This window comes from Halonotius terrestris (assembly GCF_006861665.1).
In the GTDB taxonomy this organism is placed as follows: domain Archaea; phylum Halobacteriota; class Halobacteria; order Halobacteriales; family Haloferacaceae; genus Halonotius; species Halonotius terrestris.
In genome coordinates this window covers 288,965-311,878 of the sequence record NZ_RKLU01000004.1, presented here as the reverse complement: position 1 = coordinate 311,878, position 22,914 = coordinate 288,965, and the positions used below count along the sequence as shown (strand labels likewise).

Sequence of the window (22,914 nt, the reverse complement as noted above, 5' to 3'; positions counted from 1 at the left end):
TGACCGGCCGCGTGCTGCGTCTCAGCCCGCACTTGTGATCGAAGGGATATAATTTCCGCTGTTGGCCACGTCGCCGGCGGTTCTCGCAGCCGCCGCGTGCGACTGCGGATTTCAGTCCGTCGACTGGAAAAATCGGCCGTGAAAGCCGAACGGTTCAGCGTGCGGCAGCGTCACCCGCGCCTCGACGGTCAGCGTCGCCGCATCGAAGACGAGCAGCGACGTTCGTTCGGCCTCGACATCGAGCGCGGTCGCCAGCACAACCCCATCGTCTTCGGCTGTTCCGTCCGGTCGCTGCACCGGAATCGGCTCCTCGACGTACACGCCCTGTTCCCACCACTCCTGAGCCTGCCCGGTCTCGCAATCGACTTTCACGAGCCCGTTGGCTCCCTCGCGGTCGGTCGCCTGCCCGTAGGCGTAGCGATACTCCCGACCGGTACAGCGGCGCGGAACGCGCGGTAGTTCCATCCCGCCGGGGTACAGTTGGCCGCGCTCGACGCTGTTGGCGTCGGGGTCGATCCGGTACCGCATGAGCCGGCCGGCTGGCACGTCCGGGAAGCCCTCGCCGTCGAGTGCCGCCAGCGACAACGAGTCGACGATCTCGCTGTCGGGGAACTCGACGAGATCCAAGACGATCTCGCCGTCGTCACAGTAGGCGTTGACGTGGTGGAAACAGAAGGTTGCCTCGAACGTCGGGTCGGCGACGAGGTCGCCGCTGGCGCGGTCGACAACGAGCAGCCGGGTTGGTTCTGAGGGCTTCCACTGTAGCATGTCCATCGCGCCCTCCGAAAACGGATTGAGCACGCGCAGTACCGACAACACGAGCGGCGATTCGACGAGGATAGCGTGGGAGTCGGTGACGCTGCAGTCGTGGATGTACGCCGGCCCGCGAGCGTCGATCGACGTGATTCGTTCTCGGGTTCGGCTGCCCGCTGGAACGCGGTAGACGTGATACTGGGGCGTCAGGCCGAACTGCGTCGTGAATCCGATCAGTTCCTCGGCGTGGGGATCGTCGACGAGATGAGCGGCGGTGACGTGTTCGGGGAGGTCGTCGTCGAAAGTGAACTCGCCGTGTGTCTCCAGCGTGTCTGGATCGAAGGCAATTCGACGCGGGGCTTCGGTGAGCGCGACGTACTCGCCGTCGATTCGAGCGACGTGGACGTTGGCGTTGTCGGTCGGATCCGGGAGCCCGAGATTGCGGACTGTATCGAGGACACGCCGCCAGCCGCGGGTGTCGGTGCCGAACTGGCCAGTGATTTGGCCGGCCATCGCATCCGCGTAGGCGTCGCTGCGGAGGAATCGATTCGAGTATCGGAGGTCGCCGTCATCGAACGCGTAGCGGCGGAGCATTGCCAACCCGTCGAACCAGTGGTTAACGCGGCGGTCGCCGGCCTCGAACAGCCCCGGCCCGTTGCGGATGAGCGTCCCCGACAGCCACGTCGGGATCGAGCCCTCGACTGGCGGGCTGTACTCGGTTCGCTCCGTCGTGAGCGACTGAAAGCCGACGGTCTCGGAGCCTGTCACGGCGGCGAGTTCGGGTGGCACGACTATCAATGCTTGGCGACCTCGATGGCGAGGATTGAAGCCGCTGTTTCCCATAGCGGAGCTATGTACCTCGGCGACGAGACGTGGTGGGATCTCGAAGACTACTTCGACGACGAGTCGCTCGCGCTGGTGCCGCTCGGCTCGACCGAACAACACGGCCCGCATCTCCCGCTGGCGACCGACCACCTGATCGCGGAAGCCTTCGCCCGCGAGGCTGCCGATCGCACGGGCTACCTCTGCACGCCGACGGTCAATATCGGCGTCAGCCCACACCACAAACAGTTCTACGGGACGATGTGGGTCGACGCCGAGACGTTCCGCTCGTATATCGAATCGCTCACTCGCAACCTCGCGTACCACGGCATCGACCGCGTCATCTACGTCAACGCCCACGGCGGCAACGTCGACCCGCTCCGGGAAGTCGGCCGCCGGCTCCGCGACGACGAGGTGCTGTACGCTATCGAGTGGATGTGGGACGAGAGCATTCCTGAGCTTATCGAGGAAGTCTTCGAGCAACCCGGCCCGCACGGTGGCCCGAAGGAAACCTCGCTGATCCAGTATCTCGACGGCGACCTCGTCCACGACGATCGGCTTACCGATGCACGGGACGGGGGCCTGCTGGACTGGGAGAACGAAGACGGTGTCCGCGTTCACGGAGCCCGCACGTTCTACGACGCCGTCGACAACACCGACAACGGCGTCCTCGGTGATCAGACGGACGCGACGGCGGAAAAAGGCGAACAGCTGTTTGAGGCCGCCGCCGAGCAACTCGTCGAGCTCTGTGAGTGGCTCGATGCACAGCCTGCCGAGGATCTCATGCCGAAGGACCACCGCTAGAGTTCCGTACGCAGTGATTACCGGAACGAGGGAATCCGCGACGGCCGGCCGGTCGTTCGGTTCTCGGCGGCTTCCAACCGTTCGACGACCAGTTCGGCGACCTGCATCGCTGCATCCAACACCGCGTCGTCAACGTTGATGTGGATCTTCTCCGGCGGTTGGTTCGCCAGCACTTCGAGATACTGTTTGTCGAGTTCTTCGAGGAGGGCTGCGTCGAACTCTTCGAGGATGAAGGCTTCCGCCAACTCCTCGGCCGGATCCACGAGGTCGGGGTCGAACTCGAAGGCCTCGGGATCCACATCCGGAGCCGTCATGAGGGAGTGTCGCCGTCGATCCGAATTGAATCTTTCTCCTTGATGTCGATTCTGCGCGGTGGCGACCGCACAGCGTGCGCCGTTGCACCGCTGGCGCGATAGACGCAGAACTAAGTCAACGGGGGTCACAGTGTACGGAAGACAGCCAGCATGCGAACCGAATCGCTCTCCATTCTCGTCGTCGACGACAGCGAATTCTTCGGGAATCTCGTCGCTGACACACTTGAGTCGGACCACGACATGGTGACGACCGCCATTACCGACGCCCGCGCCGCGCTTTCCGACGTTGAGTTCGAGACGGTCGACTGCATCGTCAGCGACTACCAGATGCCGGATCTCGACGGCTTGGAGTTCTACCAAGCGATCGCCGACGAGACTGATCTCCCCTTTATTCTGGTGACCAGCGAGGGCGACGAGGAGGTCGCCAGCCGTGCGATCAGAATGGGTGTCGACGAGTACATCCTGAAACAGGACATCTTCGAGGAGGAGTCGCTGGGCCTGCTCGCCAACCGCATCGACAACATCGTCGATCGCCGCCGCACCCAGCGGAAATACGAACAGCTCGTCGACAACTCCCCCGACGAGATCAGTCAGGTCCGCCTTGACGGAACGATCCTCGCCGCCAACGACAAGATGGCCAAGGCGTTCAACACCTCGGAATCGAAGATGGTCGGCAGCCAGCTGTCGGCGTTTCTGCCGGAGGACGTCGCCGCCAACCGCCTCAAACAGGGCCAACGCGCGACCACCGCCGGCAGCGTCGTGACGTTTCAGGACAGCATCGGCCTCCGGCACTTCCATAATATTGTCGTCCCGCTGGCGACCGGCGGTGAGGAGTCGTCGGTGCAGATCGTCACTCGGGAGATCACCCTCCAGAAACACAACGAAGAGGAGCTGAAACGGAAAAAGGAGGAGCTTGCGATCATCAACCGCATCGTCAGCCACGACATCAAAAACGACGTGAACATCCTCTCGGGGTGGGCCGAGGTGCTCAAAGACCGTGTCGACGATGAGTATCTGGATATGCTTTCCCACATCGAGGAGACGAGTACGCATATCGCCGAACTCACCGAGATCACGAAGGATTTCGTGGAATCACTGGAGGGCGATGCCGATGTCGAGCTCGATGCCGTCGATCTCGCCACGATCATCGACACCGAGGTGGAGAAACTCCGCTCGGATCACGACGCTGTCTCCGTCACCGTCGACCGCGAAGACGACATCGAGGTCCGTGCCAACGAACTCTTGGCTTCCGTCGTCGGGAATCTCCTCAGCAACGCCGTTCGGCACAACGATTCGGACACCCCAGCAATCGAGATCACGACCGAGCGATCGGAGACAACGCTCACGCTGCGGATCGCCGACAACGGTCCGGGCGTCCCGGACGGCCAGAAAGAGGAGATCTTCGGCAAAGGGAGCAAAGGCCCCGAGAGCCCCGGCACCGGGATCGGGCTCTATCTGGCGCACAAGCTGGTCGATCAGTACCACGGCGAGATCTGGATCGAGGACAACGAGCCGACCGGCGCGGTCTTCGTCGTCGAACTGCCGTTGTCCGATCCGGACGTGTGAGACTGGATGACAAAGGAGCGCGCCGTCCGGGAGTCCCGCGAGCACTGCGAGCGGGACATCGGACGGGGCACGACGAAGGAGTGCGCCGTCCGGGAATTGAACCGAAGCCAGACGATCACCCTCGCTTCGCTCGGCTGTGCGGGCTGCGACTCACGGGGTTCAATTCCGTGGCGATTTCGTCGTTCGCTTTGCTCACGACAGAAAATGCGCCGTCCGGGAGTCCCGCGAGCAACGCGAGTGGGACAACGGACGGGGCACGACGAAGGAGTGCGCCGTCCGGGAATTGAACCCGGGCTAGAGCCTTGGGAAGGCTCTGTCCTACCACTGGACCAACGGCGCGCACCCGGTCGTATTCGCCGCTGCTGATAAAACCCTTCGTTCGCCTGCCTGCAGGATATTTAACTCCGAGCCACCCATCGGGAAGCGTATGAAGCCAGCTTCGGCCGCCGAGACCTGCCAGTCGGTGCTCTCGACGGTGTCGGCGACGGTCATTGCCGACGACGACCTGCTGACAACGTTGCTGACGACGATCCTCGCCGACGGCCACGTGCTCTTGGAGGACGTGCCGGGCACGGGTAAGACGCTCACCGCCCAGAGTCTGGCGACCGCGCTCAACCTCGATTTCAATCGCATCCAGTTCACGCCGGATCTGCTGCCCGCGGACATCACCGGCACCCACGTCTTCAATCAGGAGACCGGCGAGTTCCGCTTCCGCGAGGGGCCGCTGTTCGCCAACATCGTACTGGCCGACGAGATCAACCGCGCGCCGCCGAAAACGCAGGCAGCGCTGCTGGAAGCGATGGGCGAAGGGCAGGTCTCGGTCGGCGAGGAGACACGCCAACTGCCCGATCCGTTCGTCGTCATGGCAACGCAGAACCCCGTCGAACAGGAGGGCACCTTCGAACTGCCGGAGGCCCAACGCGACCGCTTCATGACGAAAACCGCGATGGGCTACCCCGACCGCGAGGGTGAACTCGAACTACTGGCCCGCCGTGGCAACCGCGCGACCAGCGAGCCAGCGGCAACCCCCGTCACCGACCTCTCGACCGTCCGCGAACTCCTGACAGTGCCCGAGGGCGTCTCGGTCCATCCCGAGTTGCGCGCCTACATCGTCGATCTCGCCCGAGCGACCCGCGAGGACGACCGCGTCGCGGTCGGCATCTCACCGCGGGGGATCCAGCGACTGTTCGAGATCAGCCGCGCCCGCGCCGTGCTGGCCGGCCGGGAGTATGTCGTTCCCGACGACATCACCGCGAGCGTCCACGAGACGTTCGAACACCGGCTCGTGTTGACGACCGAAGCGTCGGTCCGTGACACGCCGAAAGCCGCCGTCGTCGACGACGCACTTGAGGCGATTCCAGTCCCGGCGATGGAAGACCTGTAGTCCTGATTACCGTCGCAGTCGATCCCCACCGACAAACGTTTTCTCCGTACTCGACAGAATGCGAGTATGCACCACATCCGTTTCCGCGATCCCTCGGGCACTGTTCGACAGGGCACCCTCGACGACGACACGGTCGCATTCGGCGGCCAGCAGTACGACCGCGACGCAGTCGACGTGTTGCCACCCTGCGAACCGACGAAAATCGTCTGTGTCGGGCGCAACTACGCCGACCACGCCGCCGAGCGCGACGCGGACGTACCGGACCGCCCGCTGTTGTTCCTCAAACCGCCGAACGCCGTCGCCGCCCCGGAGTCGACGGTCACGCTGCCGGCGGGCAAAGAGCGGATCGACTGGGAAGCCGAGTTCGCGGTCGTCATCGACGAGCAGTGCCGCCACGTCGCCGAAGCCGACGCCCTCGATGTCGTCCGCGGCTACACCTGCCTCAACGACCTCTCGAACCGCGACGATCAGGACCGCGAGCAGAACTGGGTGCGCGGGAAGGCCTTCGACAACGCCGCGCCGCTCGGTCCCGTGGTGGCGACGCCCGACGAAGTCCCCGACGACGCCGCGATCGAACTCCGGGTCAACGGCGAGACGAAACAGGCCGCGACGATCGACCAATTTTACTTTTCCGTCTCGGCGTTGATCGCGGAAATCACCGAGTACATGACCTTAGAGCCGGGCGACGTGATCTCGACGGGAACGCCGGCCGGCGTCGGCGCGCTTGCTGACGGCGACCATGTCGAAGTCGAAATCGAGGGAATCGGAACGCTGGAACACGACGTTGAGATTCCTGATGCCGGCTGATCGCTGTTGTTGTGGTTCCCCCGAAGCGTTTTGAGTCATGCCGGGCTATGAACTCGTATGGCACGAGCCGATTCTGGCGACGCGGATGCGCCGGCCCGCGAAATCCGTCTGGTGAAGAACCCGGACGGACAGTGGACGGCTCGTGATCTCCGCGTCGGCGTGACTGCACAGGGAGAGAGTCGGGCTGTCGCACTCGACAATCTCGACGCAGTTGTCGATGCGGTCGAAGGCGACGGTGGGCACTCCCCAACTGACGAGGAAATCCGGGAGTTAGGTGTTGATCCTGAAGTCGCTCGCTCTCAGGACGACGACCTCCCCGATGTCCTGCAGTAACGATGGTAACGCGGGATTTCTCCGGTGAAGACGTGTACAAGGTGCTGGTCAACGTCGGTAGCTTTCGGCACGTCCGCACGACAGGCGACCATCTGATACTGCGGTGGGAGCCGCCGGCAGATCACGAGCGGACTGATGCCCGCGTGGTGAGTGTTCCGGCCCACGATTCGATCAGTATCGGCACGCTTCACGACATTGCTGACGACGCTGGCGCGGACGATTTCGAGGCGTTCTGTGAGTGGATTGACGACCATCGGTAACGGCCGCGCTGGGGAAACCGCGCCGTGTAAGCACGCTTAAGGGTCGCGGGCCGCTCTCCTCGGGTATGCAACCACGGGACCTCTCTGCGACCAGCCCGTACGTGCCGGGCCGGGGGATCGAGGAAGTCGCCCGTGACCTCGGTCTCGATCCGGCGGCGTTAATCAAACTCTCCTCCAACGAGAACCCCCACGGCTCCAGCCCGAAGGCCGTCGACGCGGTCCACCAGCAGGCCGACGACGGACTCCATGTCTACCCGAAAGCCGCCCACACCGATCTGACTGAGAAGCTCGCCGCGAAGTGGGGCGTCGCCGACGAGCAGATCTGGGTCACGCCCGGTGCCGACGGCGCGATCGACTACCTCTCCCGCGCCATGCTTGAGCCCGGCCAGTCGGTGCTCGTCCCCTCGCCCGGCTTCTCCTACTACTCGATGAGCGCACGGCACCACCACGGCGAGGTCAGCGAGTACGACCTCTCGAAGGCTGACGGCTTCGAGCAGACGGCCGAGATGGCACTCGACGCCTACGACGGCGAGCGAATCATCCATGTCACCTCGCCGCACAACCCGGCCGGCACCGAGTGGGCACGCTCAGAAATCCGCACGCTCCTTGAGGCGGTCGATGACCAGACGCTCGTCGTCGTTGACGAGGCCTACGGCGAGTACTCCGAGCGACCGAGCAGCATCGGCCTCCTCGACGAGTTCGACAACCTCGCCGTCATGCGGACGTTCTCGAAGGCCTACGGGCTGGCCGGCCTGCGGATCGGCTACGCCGCCATCCCCGAGTCGTGGGCCGACGCCTACGCCCGCGTGAACACGCCGTTCGCGGCCAACGAGGTCGCCTGCCGGGCCGCGCTGGCCGCCCTCGACGACGACGCCCACATCGAGCAGTCCGTCGAGTCCGCGCAGTGGGCCCGCGAGTACATGCAGCAGGAACTCGACGCGCCGACCTTCGAGAGCGCGGCCAACTTCGTGCTGGCCGACGTTGGCGATGCCAGCCGCGTCGCCGAGGAGAGCCAGCGAGCCGGTGTCATCATCCGCGACTGCAGCAGTTTCGGCCTCCCGGGCTGTGTCCGCATCTCCTGTGGCACCCGCGAGCAGACGAAAACCGCCGTCGAGACGCTGAACGGGATTCTGGCTGAGGTGACGCCGGCGTGACCGACGGCGTGGCACCGAAACTGGCCGTCACCGGGACGCCCGGCACCGGCAAAACGACTGCGACCGAGCACCTCGCCGACGACGCTGATGGCACCGACGGCGACGCCGACGCGGCGGTCATCCATCTCAACGACGAAATCCGCGAGCACGACCTCTACAGCGAGCGCGATGCCGACCGCGACTCGCTGGTAACCGATCTCGACGCCGCTCGGGAGCATCTCGGCGCGTGGACGGGCATCCTCGAATCCCATCTCGCCCATCACTTCGACGCCGACCGCGTCGTCGTCCTCCGGTGTGAACCAAGCGTGCTGGAACAACGCTTGCGTGACCGCGGCGACTCCGCCGAGAAAGCCCGCGAGAACGCCGAGAGTGAAGCTCTCGATGTCGTGCTTTCGGAGGCTGTCGAGCAGCACGGCCCGGAGACAGTCTACGAAATCGATACGACCGACCGTGATCCCGACGCCGTCGCGGGCGAGATCGCCGCCGTTCGCAACGGTGACCGCGAACCCAGTGCCGGCGCGGTCGACTTCACGGAGTACCTCGTCGGATGACCCTCGATAAGCTTCGTCCCGTCGCCGAAAAAGGGCTCACCCCGTTCGTCACAGCCGCTGACAAAGTCGGGCTGACGCCGAACAGCGTGAGCGTCATCTCGCTTGGCGTGGCGGTGGCCGCTGCGGCCGCTTTCGTCGTCGCCGACCCGCTGTTCTACGTTGTCGGCGGCGTCCTCGTGTTTGCCAACGGCTGGCTGGATCTGATCGACGGCGCGCTCGCTCGCCGGCAGGACGTTGCCTCCGACGCCGGCGACCTGCTCGATCACGTGATCGACCGCTACGCCGATCTGACGATCATCGGCGGGCTGGCCGCGGGCGTCGAAAGCTTCGCGCTCGGCTTTCTCGCCGTGACCGGCGTCCTGATGACCTCGTATCTCGGCACGCAGATCCAAGCAGTCGGCCTCGGGCGGGCCTACGGCGGCCTCGTCGGCCGTGCCGACCGACTGGTACTGATGGGGCTGGCCGGCTTCGTCGCCGCGGGCTACAGCGCGCCGCTCGTCGCCGGCTTCGGCGTCATCGAACTCCTCTTGGTGTTCTTTGCGGTGATCGGCCACATCACGGCGTTCCAACGCTTCTGGGGCGCGTGGGGCGATCTCTGAGCCGGCGGCGGGTTTTATCGGCAGACTCCGCCGCGGCGCATGCTTTATACCGGGTCACACGTTACCGAGTGGTATGGCCCAATGTGAGATGTGTGGTGCCCAGCAGTCGTCGCTGACCACCACGAAAGTCGAGGGGGCAGAACTGGACCTCTGTGACGAGTGCACGGAGTTCGGCACGGAAGTCCAGACGGAGTCCTCGTCCTCGGGGTCGAGCAAGTATTCAACCTCGTCCAGCAGCTCCGGCTCCTCCGGGGGCAGCAGCGGCGGCTCGACGTCGAGCGGGTCGACAGGGAGTTCGGGTGGCTCCTCGACCCAACGCCGCAAGGACATGTTCGACGACATGGACGAGATCGCCACCGATTACGACGACCGCATCCGCGAGGCCCGCGAGGGCGAGGGGCTCACACAGGAGGAACTCGCCAACGACCTCAACGAGAAGGCGAGTCTCATCCGCAAACTCGAACGCGGCGACGTGCTCCCGAGCGATAAAGTCCGGAAGAAACTCGAATCCAAGTTCGGCATCTCGCTCACTGAGGGAGCCGACGTGGAAGACACCGAGTGGTCGGGCAGTTCCAGCGGGTCGATGACGCTCGGCGACGTGGTCGAACGAAAAGACGGCTGAGGCGACGCGGTTCTCGTTTTTATCCGGTTAGAGAACGCTTCAGACCGGCTGGGAATCGCCATCTACGTTGTCGCCGGATTCGACGTGGGCGTAGGTGCTCTTGAGATAGCAGATCAGGTAGTCGACCGTCTCAGGATCGTAGGTCCAAAAGCCGTAGAACTCCCGGCTGCCACGCTCTTCGGCCAGCAGTGCGCACTTGTTCTCGTCGACGCCGCCGCCGTCGTAGACGACGAACCAGGTCTTCTTGATCTCGTCGTCGCGCTCGATGTGGAGGGTGAACCCCTCGGTGTCGGGGACGACCGGCGTCTCGCTGACCGGCGCGGCGTAGGCGTGCACTGAGAGATCGGTTTGAGTACCCAACTGATTGTAGGCGTCGGCCTGTCCGGCGAGGACGTCCAACGTTTGAAAACCGGCGTGGAGTTCGCCGCTGCCGACGCGCCAGGCTCGATCCTCGATCTCTCGGGAGGCCATGAACATCTGCTTGATCGAATACGAGGTAAACAGCGTCTCTTCGAGGTGATCGAGGATCGGCTCGCGGTAGGCCGCCGGCGGCTTCGCCTCGTCGTCGGCGTCGTCGCTCGCGTCGCTGGCCGCATCCGTCGTCAGCTCCTCCTCCGGTGGCTCGATCGACCCCGCGTAGATGTCGGTGATCGGCACCGCGGTCACGAAGTTGTCCTGCCGGCTCAGGATCGCAAACCGGGTCGGCTCGTCGTCGACCTCCCGCTGGGTGATCGAGACGTTCCGGTCGCTGTACTGCTCTTTGAGATCCTCGACGACGTGCTCCGGCGTGTTGATGGCCGTCAGCGTCATCTCGCGCGCCTCGATATCGGCGATCAGTTCTCTGAGCGTCACGCGCTTGTCGGGATTCTGTGGCCCGGGTATATGATGGTTTGTGAACCTATTTGATAGGTTTGCCCGCAGCAACAGGACGCGGCCGCCGGCCGAAAGATGAAGCTATTTGGTGCCAGCGGTCAACGCACAGCTATGTTCATCTTGGTGAACCTCAAGGCGTACCCGTGTGATCCGATCGAAGTCGCCACCGCGGCCCGCGACGTGGCTGAGGAGTCCGGCGTCAGAATCGCAGTCTCCCCGCAGGCGGCTCAGATCGAGTCCGTCGCCGACACCGGCGTCGAAACGTGGGCTCAACACGTCTCGCCGAACGGCCACGGCAGCTTCACGGGCAGCACGCTCGCCGAAGCCGTCGCCGACGCCGGCGCGGAAGGGACGCTGCTCAACCACTCCGAGAACCGCCTGAAACTCGCCGATATCGACACCGCGGTCAAGGCCGCTGAACGCGCCGGGCTGGAAACCTGTGTCTGTGCGAACAACCCCGATCAGATCGGTGCCGCCGCCGCCCTCAAACCCGACTCGGTCGCCGTCGAGCCGCCGGAACTCATCGGCGGCGACGTGTCGGTCGCCACTGCCGACCCGGACATCGTCACCGACGCCGTCGACGCCGCCGGCGCGGTCGACGAGAGCGTCGATGTGTACTGTGGGGCCGGCATCTCGACGGGTGATGACGTGGTTACCGCCCAAGACCTCGGCGCGACGGGCATCCTGCTGGCCAGCGGCGTCGCCAAAGCCGACGATCCGCGGGCCGCACTCGAAGACCTCGTCGCCGGCCTGTAAACACAGCCGTCGCTATTTTTCGCTGCCCGGATCGGAAACGGAGTCAAGGAAGCTCGCCTCGACGGACTGGACCATCGCGTCGACCGCCGAGTCGGTGAGCTGGTAGGCGTAGGCCTCGCGGATCAGATCCGGGATCGCATACGCGTACTTGCCTTCGCCGACGTGGCGGATCAGCCCCGACTGCCGGAGGGGTCGGTTTCGGCTGTAGGCGAGTTGGTGGTCGTCGTCGCCGCCGGCCGCGATATGCGCCGACACCGGATCGCTCTTGCCGACCTCTCGGTAGTGTTCCAACATCTCGACCGACCGCAGCGGCAGGTCCTTGATTCGGCTTTTGAGTTCGGCGACGACGGCGTCCCGGGTGTCGAGTTCGACTGCCTCGGCGAACTCCATGGCCTCTTCGGCGATTTCGCTGCGCGTCACCGTCCCGTACCGCTTTTCGATCTCGTCTTCGTCATCGCTGCCGCCTGTCGCGCTCGCGTTGCCGTCGGCCTCGGGACCGGTGACCTCGGTGGGATCGACCGGGTCGGGATCGATAGGCGCGGAATCATAGGGGCTGTCGCCGTCGCCGTTCTCGTCCCCGTTGTCGCCGCCACCGGCGGCTGCGAGTCCCGAGAGGTCCAGTTCGTCGCTCTGCTCGATGGCGGCCTCGGCGACGGCTTCGGGATCGACATCGAACTCGCGGTCGCCGTCGTCGCTCTCGCTGCCACCGCTGGCCGTTCGTCCGTTCGCACTCGTGGGGTCGGCCGCTCTCGTCCCCGTGTTGTCGGACGCCGCTTCGGCCGCTTGCTCTCGCGCTGCCGACTCGTCGGCTGCCCGCTTCGCCTGTGCGGCCGACTGGCCGTCGCCGCCGCGGTAGGGGGCCTCCGACCGCTGGAGCATCGCTTGGGCGAACTGGTCGGCCATCCGGCTGAGGTCACGGGCCTCTTCGAGTTCGCGTTCCAGTTCCGTGATTCGGGCTTCCTTCTTGTCGAGTTCCTGCCGGAGATCAGCCAACTCGCTTTCCCGCCTTGCTTTCTCGTCGGAAATGTCCGTGAGTTCGGAGACGAGATCGTCGCTGACGGATTTGAGTTCCGGCTGTTCGATGTCTTCGAGGCCAGGGGTCGCCCCCGCGTCGAAGGTCTCCTTGCGGTGGAACTGGACGCGCCGGATGTTGTCCGACCAGTCGGCGACGAGGAACCCCTCGCCATCGGCCAGTTCTTCGACGGCATCGGCGTACTCCGAGCCGAGGATGCGGCCGACGACTTTGGTGTCGTTGCGCCACGTNAGCCGGTGCCAGANNAGCCAGTCNCACTGNGTGATGAANTCCTTCTTCACGTCGGCNGGTCGCTGGNNGATGCCGACGATGCCGAGGCCGTGTTTCCGNCCGCGNTTGCCNANCTTGATCAGCATTTTGCCCGCTTCGCCCATTCCGCTCTGTTCGGGGATGTACTCGTGGCACTCCTCGATGACGAGCAGGAACGGCTTTTTGAGTTTCTTCTCCTTCGCAAAGAGGTGTCGCGCCGTTTCGAGGACCAACTCGTCGGCGTCGTCGTCATCGAGATAGCCCGACACGTCGAGGATGATCGGGANGNNCTNTTCGAGNGCGAGNGANGCGANNTTCTCGGCGTGNTCGNCNGNNACCTGNANGTCGCACTCCTCGTCCGCGCCGACGTGGAGGATCTCGTANNCCTCNTTCAGCCCGTANTACTCNCCGTCGCTGTCGACGATGAGGACGGGGAAGTTGTTATCTAAGAGGTTTTCGAGGATTACTGAGGCTGTGTTCGACTTGCCGCTGCCACTCTTACCCGTGATGAAGCCGCGGCCGGTGAGGAGATCGACGACCGGGAGATCGATGGACGTGCCGGCGTCGATCTCGTTGGTACCGCCAGGGCCCGCGCTCACGTCCGCGACCGTGATGGTTTCCTCGCTACTCATTCACTTACTCCAACGTCTGTGTGCGCACACATAGTTCCTGCTGTCGGGCAGGTCGCTCCGTCAGTCAGCCGTCGGACGTTAGTCGAACGCGCCGAGCGATGACTGCCCCTCAGGGTCGTGATTGTCGTCTGAATCGTGGCCGTCATCATCTCCTTCGTCGACCGCGAGATCGCCGCCGTCGTTGCCGACCCAGTCCGTAAGCCGAGCATCGTCGTCGACGGCGGTGCGAGCGATATCAGCTGTGCTCGCCCAGTCGTCGCCCTGGTCAGCGTCGGACTCGCCGTCGGTCGCTGGCTTGCCTTCGGCCGTTGGCTCGCCCTCGAACCCGTCGAGGCGGGCTTGGTCCTGCGCGCCGAAGCTGAGTTTTGACACACGGACGCCGAGTTTACGGACCGGGTCGTCGTCGAACTCGCCCAACAGATCGAGCGCGATCGATTCGACCAGATCGGGGTCGTCGACGGGACCCGACAGCGACGACGCTCGCGTGTTGACCTCGAACGGCGGGGTGACGACCTTGATCCCGACGGTCTGATACATCGCATCGCGGCTCCGGGCGCGGGCGGCGACATCGGCGGCCAACGCCGAGACGCGTTCGCGTTTGGCCTCGGTATCCTCGGTTGCCTCAGTAAAGGCTGACTCCCGAGAGAGGCTCTTCGGGCGGCCGGTCGGCGTCACCTCGCGGTCGTCATCGCCGCGGGCGCGGTCGTAGAGGTCGCGGCCGCGTTCGCCGAAGCGATCGACGAGTGCGGCCGGATCGGCGGCCGCGAGATCGCCGGCGGTTTCGATGCCCATGTCGGCGAGTTCGCGTTCCGTTACCGGGCCGACGCCGTGGATCGCCGCGACCGGCAGCGGCGCGAGGAACTCCGTTACATCGTCGGGGCGGACGACCGTCAGCCCGTCGGGTTTGTCGAAGTCGCTGGCGACCTTCGCGGTCGCCATATTCGGCGCGACGCCGACGCTTGCGGGCACGCCGACCTCGCGGCTGATCCGCTGTTTGACGTGGCGAGCGTAGCCCTCCGCGATCGTTCGCTCGCTTCCCGCCTGCCCGTCGCCGACGACTGCCCAACTCGTCCGCTCGGTCACGTCGAGGTAGGCTTCGTCGATGCTTACCTCACGGACGACATCGGCGCACTCCTGCAGGATTTCCTTTACGTCGCTGGCGACCTCCTCGTAGAAATCGAGATCGACGGGACGGTAGTGGCCTGCTGGCTCCGTATCGGTCTCCGCGGCCCGTGGCAGGCGATCGAGGGCCTGACTGATGGCTTGGGCACTCTCGATCCCGTGCTCGCGGGCCTCGTAGCTCGCGGTGGCGACCGCGCCGTGGGAGTCGCCACCCTCGTAGCCCATGCCGACGACGACGGGCTCGCCGTGCAGGGCGGGCTCACGGAGGCGTTCACACGACGCATAAAAACAGTCCATATCGACGTGGAGGATGATCCGCGCCGCGTCGTCGTCGCTCTCGGTGAACGCGTCGAACGTCACGCCGAATCGCCTCCATGCGGATGTGTTGTCATCGCGTCTATACGGCTGTGGTGTCCGTTTGAGCGGCGTCCTCAAGACGGTACCGCCGGCCGCGCCGCACTCGCTCCTGTCGCCGCGCCGCACTCGTTTCCGTCGCCCCGCTACTGACTCGCCCACAGCGTCGCTTGGTTCAGGTTCGTCCGTGTGAGGTCGGCGTCCTCGACGCTGGCATCGACCAGCACCGCGTCGGTGAGATCGGCGTCAGTGAGATCGGCTCCCCAGAGAAAGGCGTCAGTGAGGTCCGCGCCGCTGAGATCGGCACCTGTGAGATCTGTTTTCCAGAGGAGGGAGTCAGTAAGGTTCGCGCCGCTGAGATCCGCGCCGCTGAGGTCGGCTTCGCTGAGCCCCGCGTTGTGGAGGACGGCTCCGCGCAGGTCCGCCCCTGCGAGGGTCGCCGAGCCCAGTTCGGCGTTGGTCAGATCCGCGCCGCTGAGGTCGGCGTTCGAGAGGTCCGCGCCGCTGAGTGCGGTATCGGCCAGCGGCACGGTTCGACCGAGCGCACAGCCGGCGAGGTTGGCCCCGTCGAGCAGCCGATTGATGTGGCTGGCCTCGTCGTCCGACGGTTCGCAGGCGTCGGCCAACGCCGCTACTGGCTTTGCTGTTTCCGTGGCGTCGGCGTGGAAGATACAGCGGTCGGCCTCGGGGGTCATCGTGGGACGAAAACAACACGACTGGTGGATCGGTTTGTTGGTTCTGATCGTCACGCGGTCACAGTCCCACGGCCATTCGTAGCCGCACACCCCCGTCGGCGACTCCCCCATATACCCGCCACAGGCGGCCGCATGCATAAAATCCTGCTATTGCCGCCGGCGATGGTTCGGTTTTGTGCTGTGTCTCGATCGGCTTTCGCGCTTATGAGTCTAGCCGACAGTATTCGACAGACTGCACACACGCGATCGCTGTTGATCACCACCCAGCAGACAGTAGGCTATACTACTAAGTACGCTCGTTCGATATCGGCTACTAATGAGCGATGGAACCGATAAATAAGGACGACATTACGGTAACGAAGTCCTACAAGGACTTCCCGGACGGTGACCCCGGGATCGAGTACTACATCCGGCTGTGGTCGGCCGAGCCGAAGACCGTCGTCATCCGCGAGTCGGTCCCGGACTTCGCCGACATCGAGCGCGTCGAATCGCGCTCCGACGACGAGTTGGCGTGGGCAATCGAGGACGACCAACTGGTCTTCAGACACCGGATCGACACCGATGGGGTCAGAACAGCCTACACCTATCCGGATGGGTTGAAAAACAACCTGAGTGAGTGGATGGGCGAACCGGAGATCGAAATCTTGGATCGCCCGGCCGACGCTGAGCCGTCGGAGCCCGAATCTGACTCCGAAGCGACCGCCGACGCCGAAGCGACGGATGCTGACGACGCCGAGGCAGACCTGACCACCGAGTCAGCCGACGAACCCGATGACAGCGCGGTCGCAGTCGACGACGCTGCCGCCGCCGAACCGGCCGCTGACGACGTTGGTGACGCTGTCGCGGACGAGCCCGACACCGATTCGGAGCCTGTCGATGCTGCCGACGATCCGATCGCCGCAGCTGATGCCGATACCGAGGCGTCGGACGCGCCAGCCGCGGAATCGACGCCGATAGATCCGGACGACGAACGGTTCACCGAGACGGAGGCGGAGATCCTTCGACTCGCGCTCCAGGACCCGACCCGCTCGAACGCGGAGATCGCAGCCGCAATGGGTGCGCGGGTCGCGTTCGTCAGGGATACCCGGAACCGCTACGTCGAGGACGGCGAACTCATAACCGAAGCCGTCGACGACGAACAGGCCCCGGACGACGCTGCCGACGAGTCGGAAACGGAACCCGAATCCGAGCCCGAGCCCGAATCGGAACCTGAACCGGAGTCGGAGCCGGATACAGAATCCGAATCAGACGACGAGTCGGAACCCGAATCCGAACCGGAGCCTGAAGCCGAGGCGGATGCCGCCGCGGCCGACCCCGACGCGGACGCCGAACCGACCGTGGCGGGCGAGGACCCCGATATGAGCGACGTTGCAGAAGAGCTATCGACCATCGAAGACACACTTACCAAAACTATGACTGAGGACTCAGCCGAGACAACCGACGAGGACGCACAGGAGCCAGAGCCAGCCGACGCCGACGAAGACGTCGCTGACGACGCCGAAACTACCGCCGAGGCCGACGCCGCTGCCGAAGCGGACGAGGCAGCCGACGAGGCCGAAGCGAGTGCCGCCAGCGAGAAGAAAGAGCGGCGGAAACGTCGCAAACAGGACGCCGACACGGAGCCCGAACTCGTCGAATCAGCACCCGAGGGCGACATCGGCAAGGAACTCCTCGACAGCATCAACGGGATCAAAGAGACGATGGAGCGTGCCAGCGGCGGCGGCCAGTACGAGGCCCGCATCCGCCGGCTGGAAACCGAGTTGAGCAAGCTGCAGGCCTACACCTCCGCCCTCGAAGAGTTCCTCAGCGACAACGGCACTGGCACCGAGATCATCGAGGCCGCCCGAGAGGACATCAGCGCGATGCAGGCCGACGTGAAGGAGCTCCAAGCCGACACCGAGGCCCACGCATCGACGCTCGATGACATCGAGGGCTCGATCGACGAACTCGAAGACGATCTCTGGAGCAACAACAAAACCATCAGCAGCATCGAGTCCGCCCTCGATAGCCAACGGGACGGTATCGACGCGGTCCAGGACCGTGTTGACACCCTCGATGAGGAGATCAGCGCCGTCGAGGAGAATCTCCAGTCCCAACTCGATGCCCACGACGAGTCGATCGACGAATTAGCCGAGACGACAGACGCCCACGGCGAGGAACTGGACGACCTCGCGGAGACGACCGACAGTCAGGGTGCGGAGATCGACGACCTCCACGCGACGACGACTGCCCACGGCGAGGAGATCGACGAACTCTCCGAGACGGCCGAGACCAACGAGGCCGACATCGCAGAGGTCGCCGACGACGTTGACTCCGTTGCCGACGAACTGTCCGAACTCAGTGACGATGTCGACGACCGCTTCGGGACGGCGGCCGACGACCGCGACTCGCTGGCCGACCAACTCGACGACCACGCAGACGAGCTATCCGATCTCTCCTCGCAGATCGACGAGATCGGTGACAGCGTGTCGACGCTCGAAGACCGACTCTCCGCGGACGGCGATGTCGGCGAGCGCATCGAATCGCTGGAGGAAGATCTTGAGGACCTCTCGGCGTGGCGCGAGAAGCTGCAGTCGACGCTGATGGGCGGCGCGGGCGACGACTTAGAGTAAGCCGCTCCGGTTCTCGATTTCCTGAACAATACGGTTTTGTTGGTTCGGTACCACGTGGCTGCTCGCCCGGTTCGTCCCTATTCGCGGTGTTCCTCGTAGATGAGTCGACGGGCGATCCGGACCGCGGCTTCGAGTGCAGGCTCCGATCGCACGTCGAACTCGCCGGCTTCGGCGCGGACGACGAACGTTTTCAGCGCGTCGGTGTCGGCGTTTTCTAAAACCGTTGCCGAGATCTCGTCGCGCTCGAAGGCGTCGGCGATCCGAACGACGGGATCGTGGTGTTTCGGCTCGCTTCCGAACTCGAACCCACCGTCTGGATCCTCGACAGTCGCGTCGCTGGTCGTCGTGTCATCGTCGACTGCCAGCTCGCTGGCTGCCGTGTCGTCAGCGGTGGATTGTCGCGTGACGAGGGCCGTGTCGCCGGTAGACCGTCGTGAAGAGCTCATGTGTTCGATTCAGGTGTCGGCATGCCGACGACGCGCCATTTCGCGCGGGTCAACAGCCCGGCTTCCCGCCACTGCTGTTCGGCTGCGCGTTCCTGTTCGACGTACTGCAGCAGTTCCGTGGTCTCCTCGTGCTGTTCCAACACGCGTCGTTTCTCGGTTTTGAGCCGGTCGCGTTCTTCCTCCAACTCTTCGATCCGCTCGCGGAGCCGTTCGGCCTCGCTCTCCAGTGAGTCGGCGCGTTCGGCCTGCTCGCGGCCGTGTCGAAGCGCGTCCCGAATCGCTTCGGCGTTGTTGTCACCGGCTGATGAGGTGACTTCATCGACGTATGAAGCGAGTTCATTGTTCAGCGACACGCTGGTGCGCATGTTGCACCAGTATTCACCACCTGCTTATAACGTTCAGTCAGACGAACGTCATGCGCTGCCGGCACGCTGTTCGTGTTACCTCGTTCGAGAGGGTACTTCCAATCCATTGGAGCTACAGGCTGCCGAAACGTTTTCTCGTCTTACACCGTAGTCGATCATATGACTCAGGATAGATACCCAAACGATTCGTTCCGTGCACTCCGCGGATGTCTCACTGAGGAGACGAAACGGGTTGCTGCACCGAACATTGATCCGCTGACGCTGAACGAGATTTGGACCCGTGATATAGAGTAATGAACCGACGGGATCCGAAGAGATAACGAGTGGATTCTATTTTAGCCGTTCCTGCAGGAAGGACGGATGGGCTGCGGTGACGCCATCGATATCGAGGATATCCTCGCTGATGACATCGCCCAGCGAGTCGCCGTCGGGAGCCCGGACCTCTGCCATCAGCATGTGATCGCCGGAAGAGCTATACAGCTTCTCGATCGCGTCCAACGCTTTGAGATCACGTGTCGCCTCCACGTACTGCTCGCTGGCGACGTCCACCCCGACCATCGCAATACTCTGTGAGGAGAGTTTCTTCGGGTCAACGTCCGCCGAGTAACCCACGATTACGCCTTCCTCTTCGAGCTGTTGGATGTATTTCCGCACCGTCGGCTTCGAGACCTCGGCCCGGTTTGCGATCTCGGAGTAGGAGGCTTGGGCGTCGTCCTCCAACACAGAGAGAATACGGTCCTCCGTCGATGTCGTACTCATAGTGTACCCTTTCCGTCCGACGAAAAAATACCTTGCGAACCGAAAAACGGGTTTCCGCTACGTAAACGCCACCCAGAGGGGGAAGCTGGCGATTATTTGTGTTTGTCGAGGAACAGGTCAGCCGACCGCTCCCACTCGTAGGAGTCGTCGAAGTACCGCTCGGCCAGCGGTTCCTCCGGCATCTCGCCGATCGTCTGTTTCTCCTCGGTGTAGGACATCCGATCCGAATCGACGTAGTACCGGCCGGTGAGGACCTTCCCTTCGTGGAGGGCCTGCTCGGTTTCGGCCATCATGTCGGCGGCCTCNCGNCGGTCGGTNNTGTCGNAGTCGTANTCGTCGNNCTNNTNGANGTCGATGTAGGGGACGTACTGCTTCGCGTCCTTGTTCCAGGTGGGACACTGCGTGAGGAAGTCGACGTGNGNGAAGCCGTCGTGTTNNATCGCNTCGACGANNATNTNTTTCGCCTGATTCGGGTTGACGGCGGCCGTCCGGGCGACGTACGAGGCCCCGGCGTTCAGCGAGAGGCTGAGCGGTCGGAGCGGNTCCTTCGCGNNNCCCNNNGGCTGNGTNTTCGACTTGTGACCTTTCGGNCTCGTCGGNGAGGTTTGCCCCTTCGTGAGCCCGAAGATCTCGTTGTTGAAGACGATGTAGGTCATGTCGTGGTTCTCACGGGCGCTGTGCATGAAGTGGTTCCCGCCGATCCCGTAGCCGTCACCGTCACCGCCCGCNGCGATGACGNNNANNNCGGGGTTGNCGAGNTTNGCNGCNCGNGCGACCGGNAGCGNNCGACCGTGGATGGTGTGGAAGCCGTAGCTGTCGAAGTAGCTGTTGAGCTTGCCGGAACAACCGATCCCGGTACACAACAGCATCTCTTCGGGGGACTTCCCGAGTTCCTCGGCGGCACCTTTCAGTGCTTTGAGGACGCCGAAGTCACCACAACCGGGACACCACGTGGCCTGCGGTTCGAGTTCCGGCGTGTAGTCGTCCTGATCAGTTGGCTGTCCGTCACCGATTGCTGAGAATGCACTCATGTTTAATCACCTGCTGCTGGGACGAATTTCGTTTCAATTCCGGAGAGCTCTCCGTCCTCGACGATCTTGGCTTTGAAGCCCTCGACGATCTCGGCTGGNTCGAAGGGGTTGCCGTTGTACTTNAGNAGGCTCGACAGCNTCNNNCCGTACNNGCCGAGNTCCTTCTGNGTGAGGCCGCGGAACTGCCCGCTTGCGTTCATCTCGACGATGAGCACCTTGTCGACGCTCTCGATGAACTCACTGACCTCATCGACCGGGTACGGTGCCATATCGGAGACACCGAGTGCTTTGACCGAGTAGCCCTGGTCGTTGAGCACGTCCGTTGCCTCTTCGACGGTGCCCTGCTGGCTGCCGAAGGTCATCAGCCCGTAGGTGGCTTCGTCGGGCCCGTAGTGGGTCTGGTGACCGTCGTCTTGGGCGGCCAGATCGGCTGCGATGGCCTCAAGCTTCTGGGTGCGGCGGTTCATCTGGGCAACGCGGTTTTTCGGGGACTCCTCGATGTGGCCTTCGGGCGTGTGTTCGTTACCCGTAGCGAGGAAGCGACCGCCCTTCTGGCCGGGGATCGACCGCGGGCTGACGCCGTCTTCGACGTCGTGCTGGAACCGGCTGTACTTCCCACTCTCGTCGTGGGGTGCCTCTTCGAGTTCCGCCTCGGTGAGCGTCGAGCCGAGCGATGGGTTCGGCTCCTCATCGAAGTGTGAGGCGGGAAGACTGACGAGTTCGCCGCCGAGCTTCTGATCGTACAGGACGATCGTCGGGATCTGGTACTCGTAGGCGATCCGGAAGGCACTGCGGGTCTGGGTGTACGCCTCCTCGACGGTCCCGGGCGCGAAGACGACGCGCTGGGAGTCGCCCTGCGAGGTATAGAGGACGTGTTCGAGGTCGGCCTGTTCGGGTTTCGTCGGCATCCCGGTNNAGNNNCCGGCTCGCATNGNNTCGANGAGNACGANCGGNGTNTCNGTCATCTCCGCGAGNCCGAGCGGNTCGNNCATCAGCGCGAAGCCGCCGCCNGAGGANCCNGACATNGCCTTCGCGCCNGCGTGNCTNGCNCCNANTGCCAGCGCGGCGGCAGCGATCTCGTCTTCGACCTGCTCGGAGATCCCGCCGACCTTCGGCAGGTTCTGACACATGATCGTGAAGACCTCGGTCCACGGGGTCATCGGGTAGCCCGCGATGAATCGGCAGCCCTCGTCGAGGGCACCGTATGCGATGGCGTCCGACCCCGACATGAGGACCTGCTCCTCGTCGTGGCTGCCTTCGGGCACCTTCACGTCGTGGGCGTCGACATCGTACTCGTCCTGTACCATGTCGTAGGCATTGTGGAGGATTTCGAGGTTGGGCTCGAGGATCTTTTCAGGCATCGCTTCGGTCATGAGGTCCTCGATCCAGTCGAGGTCGATACCGGCGAGCGCGCAGGTCGCGCCGACGCCGGCGGTGTTGCGCATGACCTCACGGCCCTGTTCGCGGGCCATCGTCCGCAGATCGAGATCGTAGACGTGCCAGTTGTTCTCCTCGACGCGGGCGTCGAAGTCGTCGATCTCGCTCGCATCGAGCAGCCCCGAGTCGTAGATGATGACGCCGCCTTCGCGGAGTTCGTCGAGGTTCTCGGCGAGCGGTTTGATCTCCTCGTTGCCGTAGACGGCGTCTTCCTGTGGGTTGCGAGCGAAGGAGTCACCCAGTGCCAGCAGGAAGTTGTAGCCGTCGCCCCGAGATTTCACGGGGTCGGCTGAGGCACGGATCTCGGTGTAGGTATGGCCGCCGCGGATCCGCGAGGGATAGTGTCGGTGTGTGAATACGTCCAGTCCGGAACGCATCAGCGCCTTGGCAAAGTTCTGGCTCGTCGAGGCGATCCCGTCGCCGGATCCGCCCGCGATTCGCCAGATGAGTTCGTTGTCAGTCATAGGTTGGCATCGGCCCCTCTGGGCCACTAGTATAGGAGGGTTGCTAGCCGCGGGTAAAAGAGTTTGCTATGGATTAGCAAGGAAAGATAATGATAGACTCTGATTTGTGGATAGATA

Annotated in this window: 22 protein-coding genes, 1 tRNA gene and 1 pseudogene; 12 read left to right on the top strand and 12 right to left on the bottom strand. The window is 64.0% G+C overall.

The features are described 5' to 3' along the window. Nucleotides 1–111: 111 nt before the first annotated feature. Complete coding sequence (locus EGH24_RS11165; protein ID WP_246057969.1) at nt 112–1,521, bottom strand: carotenoid oxygenase family protein; 1,410 nt, start codon at nt 1,519–1,521, stop codon at nt 112–114. Nucleotides 1,522–1,605: 84 nt separating this feature from the next. Here EGH24_RS11165 and EGH24_RS11160 point away from each other — a divergent pair, with 84 nt between their 5' ends. Next, complete coding sequence (locus EGH24_RS11160; RefSeq protein ID WP_142980213.1) at nt 1,606–2,379, top strand: creatininase family protein; 774 nt, start codon at nt 1,606–1,608, stop codon at nt 2,377–2,379. Between the two features lie 17 nt (nt 2,380–2,396). Here EGH24_RS11160 and EGH24_RS11155 read toward each other — a convergent pair whose 3' ends face one another. Continuing rightward, a complete protein-coding gene (locus EGH24_RS11155) occupies nt 2,397–2,693 on the bottom strand; it encodes a hypothetical protein (RefSeq protein WP_142980212.1) in 297 nt (98 codons plus the stop codon). A 150-nt stretch (nt 2,694–2,843) separates the two neighbouring features. On the opposite strand from EGH24_RS11155, the gene EGH24_RS11150 reads away from it, so the two are divergent. Then, nucleotides 2,844–4,259 carry a sensor histidine kinase gene (locus EGH24_RS11150; protein WP_142980211.1) on the top strand — a complete coding sequence of 472 codons (1,416 nt, stop codon included), beginning with the start codon at nt 2,844–2,846 and terminating at the stop codon, nt 4,257–4,259. Nucleotides 4,260–4,527: 268 nt separating this feature from the next. Here EGH24_RS11150 and EGH24_RS11145 read toward each other — a convergent pair. Further along, nucleotides 4,528–4,598 (bottom strand) — tRNA-Gly (locus EGH24_RS11145). Nucleotides 4,599–4,686: 88 nt separating this feature from the next. On the opposite strand from EGH24_RS11145, the gene EGH24_RS11140 reads away from it, so the two are divergent. The 8 genes from EGH24_RS11140 to EGH24_RS11105 all read left to right on the top strand — a co-directional run bounded on the left by EGH24_RS11140 (nt 4,687) and on the right by EGH24_RS11105 (nt 9,969). After that, the gene (locus EGH24_RS11140) at nt 4,687–5,643 is read left to right on the top strand and encodes an AAA family ATPase (protein WP_142980210.1); all 957 of its coding nucleotides are present in this window, start codon (nt 4,687–4,689) and stop codon (nt 5,641–5,643) included. A 66-nt stretch (nt 5,644–5,709) separates the two neighbouring features. After that, nucleotides 5,710–6,450, top strand: a complete 741-nt coding sequence (locus EGH24_RS11135) for a fumarylacetoacetate hydrolase family protein (protein ID WP_142980209.1) — start codon at nt 5,710–5,712, stop codon at nt 6,448–6,450. Nucleotides 6,451–6,507: 57 nt separating this feature from the next. After that, entirely contained in the window at nt 6,508–6,783 is a 276-nt protein-coding gene (locus EGH24_RS11130) for a type II toxin-antitoxin system HicB family antitoxin (protein WP_142980208.1), read from the top strand. A 2-nt stretch (nt 6,784–6,785) separates the two neighbouring features. Beyond that, nucleotides 6,786–7,043 carry a type II toxin-antitoxin system HicA family toxin gene (locus EGH24_RS11125; protein WP_142980207.1) on the top strand — a complete coding sequence of 86 codons (258 nt, stop codon included), beginning with the start codon at nt 6,786–6,788 and terminating at the stop codon, nt 7,041–7,043. 65 nt (nt 7,044–7,108) lie between these two features. Beyond that, entirely contained in the window at nt 7,109–8,197 is a 1,089-nt protein-coding gene (gene hisC / locus EGH24_RS11120) for a histidinol-phosphate transaminase (RefSeq protein WP_142980206.1), read from the top strand. After that, the gene (locus EGH24_RS11115; protein WP_142980205.1) at nt 8,194–8,748 is read left to right on the top strand and encodes an adenylate kinase family protein; all 555 of its coding nucleotides are present in this window, start codon (nt 8,194–8,196) and stop codon (nt 8,746–8,748) included. Before hisC ends, EGH24_RS11115 begins: the two co-directional genes overlap by 4 nt. Continuing rightward, on the top strand, nt 8,745–9,347 hold the full coding sequence (locus EGH24_RS11110; protein ID WP_142980204.1) for a CDP-alcohol phosphatidyltransferase family protein: 603 nt from the start codon (nt 8,745–8,747) through the stop codon (nt 9,345–9,347). Before EGH24_RS11115 ends, EGH24_RS11110 begins: the two co-directional genes overlap by 4 nt. A gap of 73 nt (nt 9,348–9,420) precedes the next feature. Further along, complete coding sequence (locus EGH24_RS11105; protein ID WP_142980203.1) at nt 9,421–9,969, top strand: multiprotein bridging factor aMBF1; 549 nt, start codon at nt 9,421–9,423, stop codon at nt 9,967–9,969. 39 nt (nt 9,970–10,008) lie between these two features. Here EGH24_RS11105 and EGH24_RS11100 read toward each other — a convergent pair whose 3' ends face one another. Beyond that, nucleotides 10,009–10,821, bottom strand: a complete 813-nt coding sequence (locus EGH24_RS11100; protein WP_142980202.1) for a DICT sensory domain-containing protein — start codon at nt 10,819–10,821, stop codon at nt 10,009–10,011. A 132-nt stretch (nt 10,822–10,953) separates the two neighbouring features. On the opposite strand from EGH24_RS11100, the gene tpiA reads away from it, so the two are divergent. Beyond that, complete coding sequence (gene tpiA, locus EGH24_RS11095) at nt 10,954–11,598, top strand: triose-phosphate isomerase (RefSeq protein ID WP_142980201.1); 645 nt, start codon at nt 10,954–10,956, stop codon at nt 11,596–11,598. A 12-nt stretch (nt 11,599–11,610) separates the two neighbouring features. Here the strand turns inward: tpiA and EGH24_RS11090 are convergent, their stop codons facing one another. From EGH24_RS11090 to EGH24_RS11080, 3 genes are all read right to left on the bottom strand, one after another. Continuing rightward, a complete protein-coding gene (locus tag EGH24_RS11090) occupies nt 11,611–13,512 on the bottom strand; it encodes a helicase HerA domain-containing protein (protein WP_142980200.1) in 1,902 nt (633 codons plus the stop codon). 78 nt (nt 13,513–13,590) lie between these two features. After that, a complete protein-coding gene (gene dinB, locus EGH24_RS11085) occupies nt 13,591–14,994 on the bottom strand; it encodes a DNA polymerase IV (RefSeq protein WP_246057968.1) in 1,404 nt (467 codons plus the stop codon). 140 nt (nt 14,995–15,134) lie between these two features. After that, the gene (locus EGH24_RS11080) at nt 15,135–15,794 is read right to left on the bottom strand and encodes a pentapeptide repeat-containing protein (RefSeq protein WP_185903304.1); all 660 of its coding nucleotides are present in this window, start codon (nt 15,792–15,794) and stop codon (nt 15,135–15,137) included. 212 nt (nt 15,795–16,006) lie between these two features. Here EGH24_RS11080 and EGH24_RS11075 point away from each other — a divergent pair, with 212 nt between their 5' ends. Continuing rightward, nucleotides 16,007–18,295, top strand: a complete 2,289-nt coding sequence (locus tag EGH24_RS11075) for a hypothetical protein (protein ID WP_142980198.1) — start codon at nt 16,007–16,009, stop codon at nt 18,293–18,295. A 77-nt stretch (nt 18,296–18,372) separates the two neighbouring features. On the opposite strand, the gene EGH24_RS11070 is transcribed toward EGH24_RS11075, so the two are convergent. The 5 genes and pseudogenes from EGH24_RS11070 to EGH24_RS11050 all read right to left on the bottom strand — a co-directional run bounded on the left by EGH24_RS11070 (nt 18,373) and on the right by EGH24_RS11050 (nt 22,797). Then, on the bottom strand, nt 18,373–18,741 hold the full coding sequence (locus tag EGH24_RS11070; protein WP_142980197.1) for a hypothetical protein: 369 nt from the start codon (nt 18,739–18,741) through the stop codon (nt 18,373–18,375). After that, entirely contained in the window at nt 18,738–19,106 is a 369-nt protein-coding gene (locus EGH24_RS11065) for a hypothetical protein (protein WP_142980196.1), read from the bottom strand. The genes EGH24_RS11070 and EGH24_RS11065 overlap by 4 nt, the downstream gene beginning before the upstream one ends. Nucleotides 19,107–19,436: 330 nt before the next feature. Beyond that, nucleotides 19,437–19,865, bottom strand: coding sequence for an HTH-type transcriptional regulator LrpA1 (lrpA1, locus tag EGH24_RS11060; protein WP_142980195.1), 429 nt, complete (start codon nt 19,863–19,865; stop codon nt 19,437–19,439). Nucleotides 19,866–19,957: 92 nt separating this feature from the next. Further along, a pseudogene (locus EGH24_RS11055) lies at nt 19,958–20,896 on the bottom strand (thiamine pyrophosphate-dependent enzyme). A 2-nt stretch (nt 20,897–20,898) separates the two neighbouring features. After that, complete coding sequence (locus EGH24_RS11050) at nt 20,899–22,797, bottom strand: 2-oxoacid:acceptor oxidoreductase subunit alpha (protein ID WP_142980194.1); 1,899 nt, start codon at nt 22,795–22,797, stop codon at nt 20,899–20,901. Nucleotides 22,798–22,914: the final 117 nt, after the last annotated feature.

Coding starts and splice junctions, on each gene's coding strand:
- EGH24_RS11160 (WP_142980213.1), top strand. CDS start 1,606: ATGTACCTCGGCGACGAGACGTGGTGGGATCTCGAAGACTACTTCGAC.
- EGH24_RS11155 (WP_142980212.1), bottom strand. CDS start 2,693: ATGACGGCTCCGGATGTGGATCCCGAGGCCTTCGAGTTCGACCCCGAC.
- EGH24_RS11150 (WP_142980211.1), top strand. CDS start 2,844: ATGCGAACCGAATCGCTCTCCATTCTCGTCGTCGACGACAGCGAATTC.
- EGH24_RS11140 (WP_142980210.1), top strand. CDS start 4,687: ATGAAGCCAGCTTCGGCCGCCGAGACCTGCCAGTCGGTGCTCTCGACG.
- EGH24_RS11135 (WP_142980209.1), top strand. CDS start 5,710: ATGCACCACATCCGTTTCCGCGATCCCTCGGGCACTGTTCGACAGGGC.
- EGH24_RS11130 (WP_142980208.1), top strand. CDS start 6,508: ATGGCACGAGCCGATTCTGGCGACGCGGATGCGCCGGCCCGCGAAATC.
- EGH24_RS11125 (WP_142980207.1), top strand. CDS start 6,786: ATGGTAACGCGGGATTTCTCCGGTGAAGACGTGTACAAGGTGCTGGTC.
- hisC (WP_142980206.1), top strand. CDS start 7,109: ATGCAACCACGGGACCTCTCTGCGACCAGCCCGTACGTGCCGGGCCGG.
- EGH24_RS11110 (WP_142980204.1), top strand. CDS start 8,745: ATGACCCTCGATAAGCTTCGTCCCGTCGCCGAAAAAGGGCTCACCCCG.
- EGH24_RS11105 (WP_142980203.1), top strand. CDS start 9,421: ATGGCCCAATGTGAGATGTGTGGTGCCCAGCAGTCGTCGCTGACCACC.
- tpiA (WP_142980201.1), top strand. CDS start 10,954: ATGTTCATCTTGGTGAACCTCAAGGCGTACCCGTGTGATCCGATCGAA.
- EGH24_RS11080 (WP_185903304.1), bottom strand. CDS start 15,794: ATGGGGGAGTCGCCGACGGGGGTGTGCGGCTACGAATGGCCGTGGGAC.
- EGH24_RS11075 (WP_142980198.1), top strand. CDS start 16,007: ATGGAACCGATAAATAAGGACGACATTACGGTAACGAAGTCCTACAAG.
- EGH24_RS11070 (WP_142980197.1), bottom strand. CDS start 18,741: ATGAGCTCTTCACGACGGTCTACCGGCGACACGGCCCTCGTCACGCGA.
- EGH24_RS11065 (WP_142980196.1), bottom strand. CDS start 19,106: ATGCGCACCAGCGTGTCGCTGAACAATGAACTCGCTTCATACGTCGAT.
- lrpA1 (WP_142980195.1), bottom strand. CDS start 19,865: ATGAGTACGACATCGACGGAGGACCGTATTCTCTCTGTGTTGGAGGAC.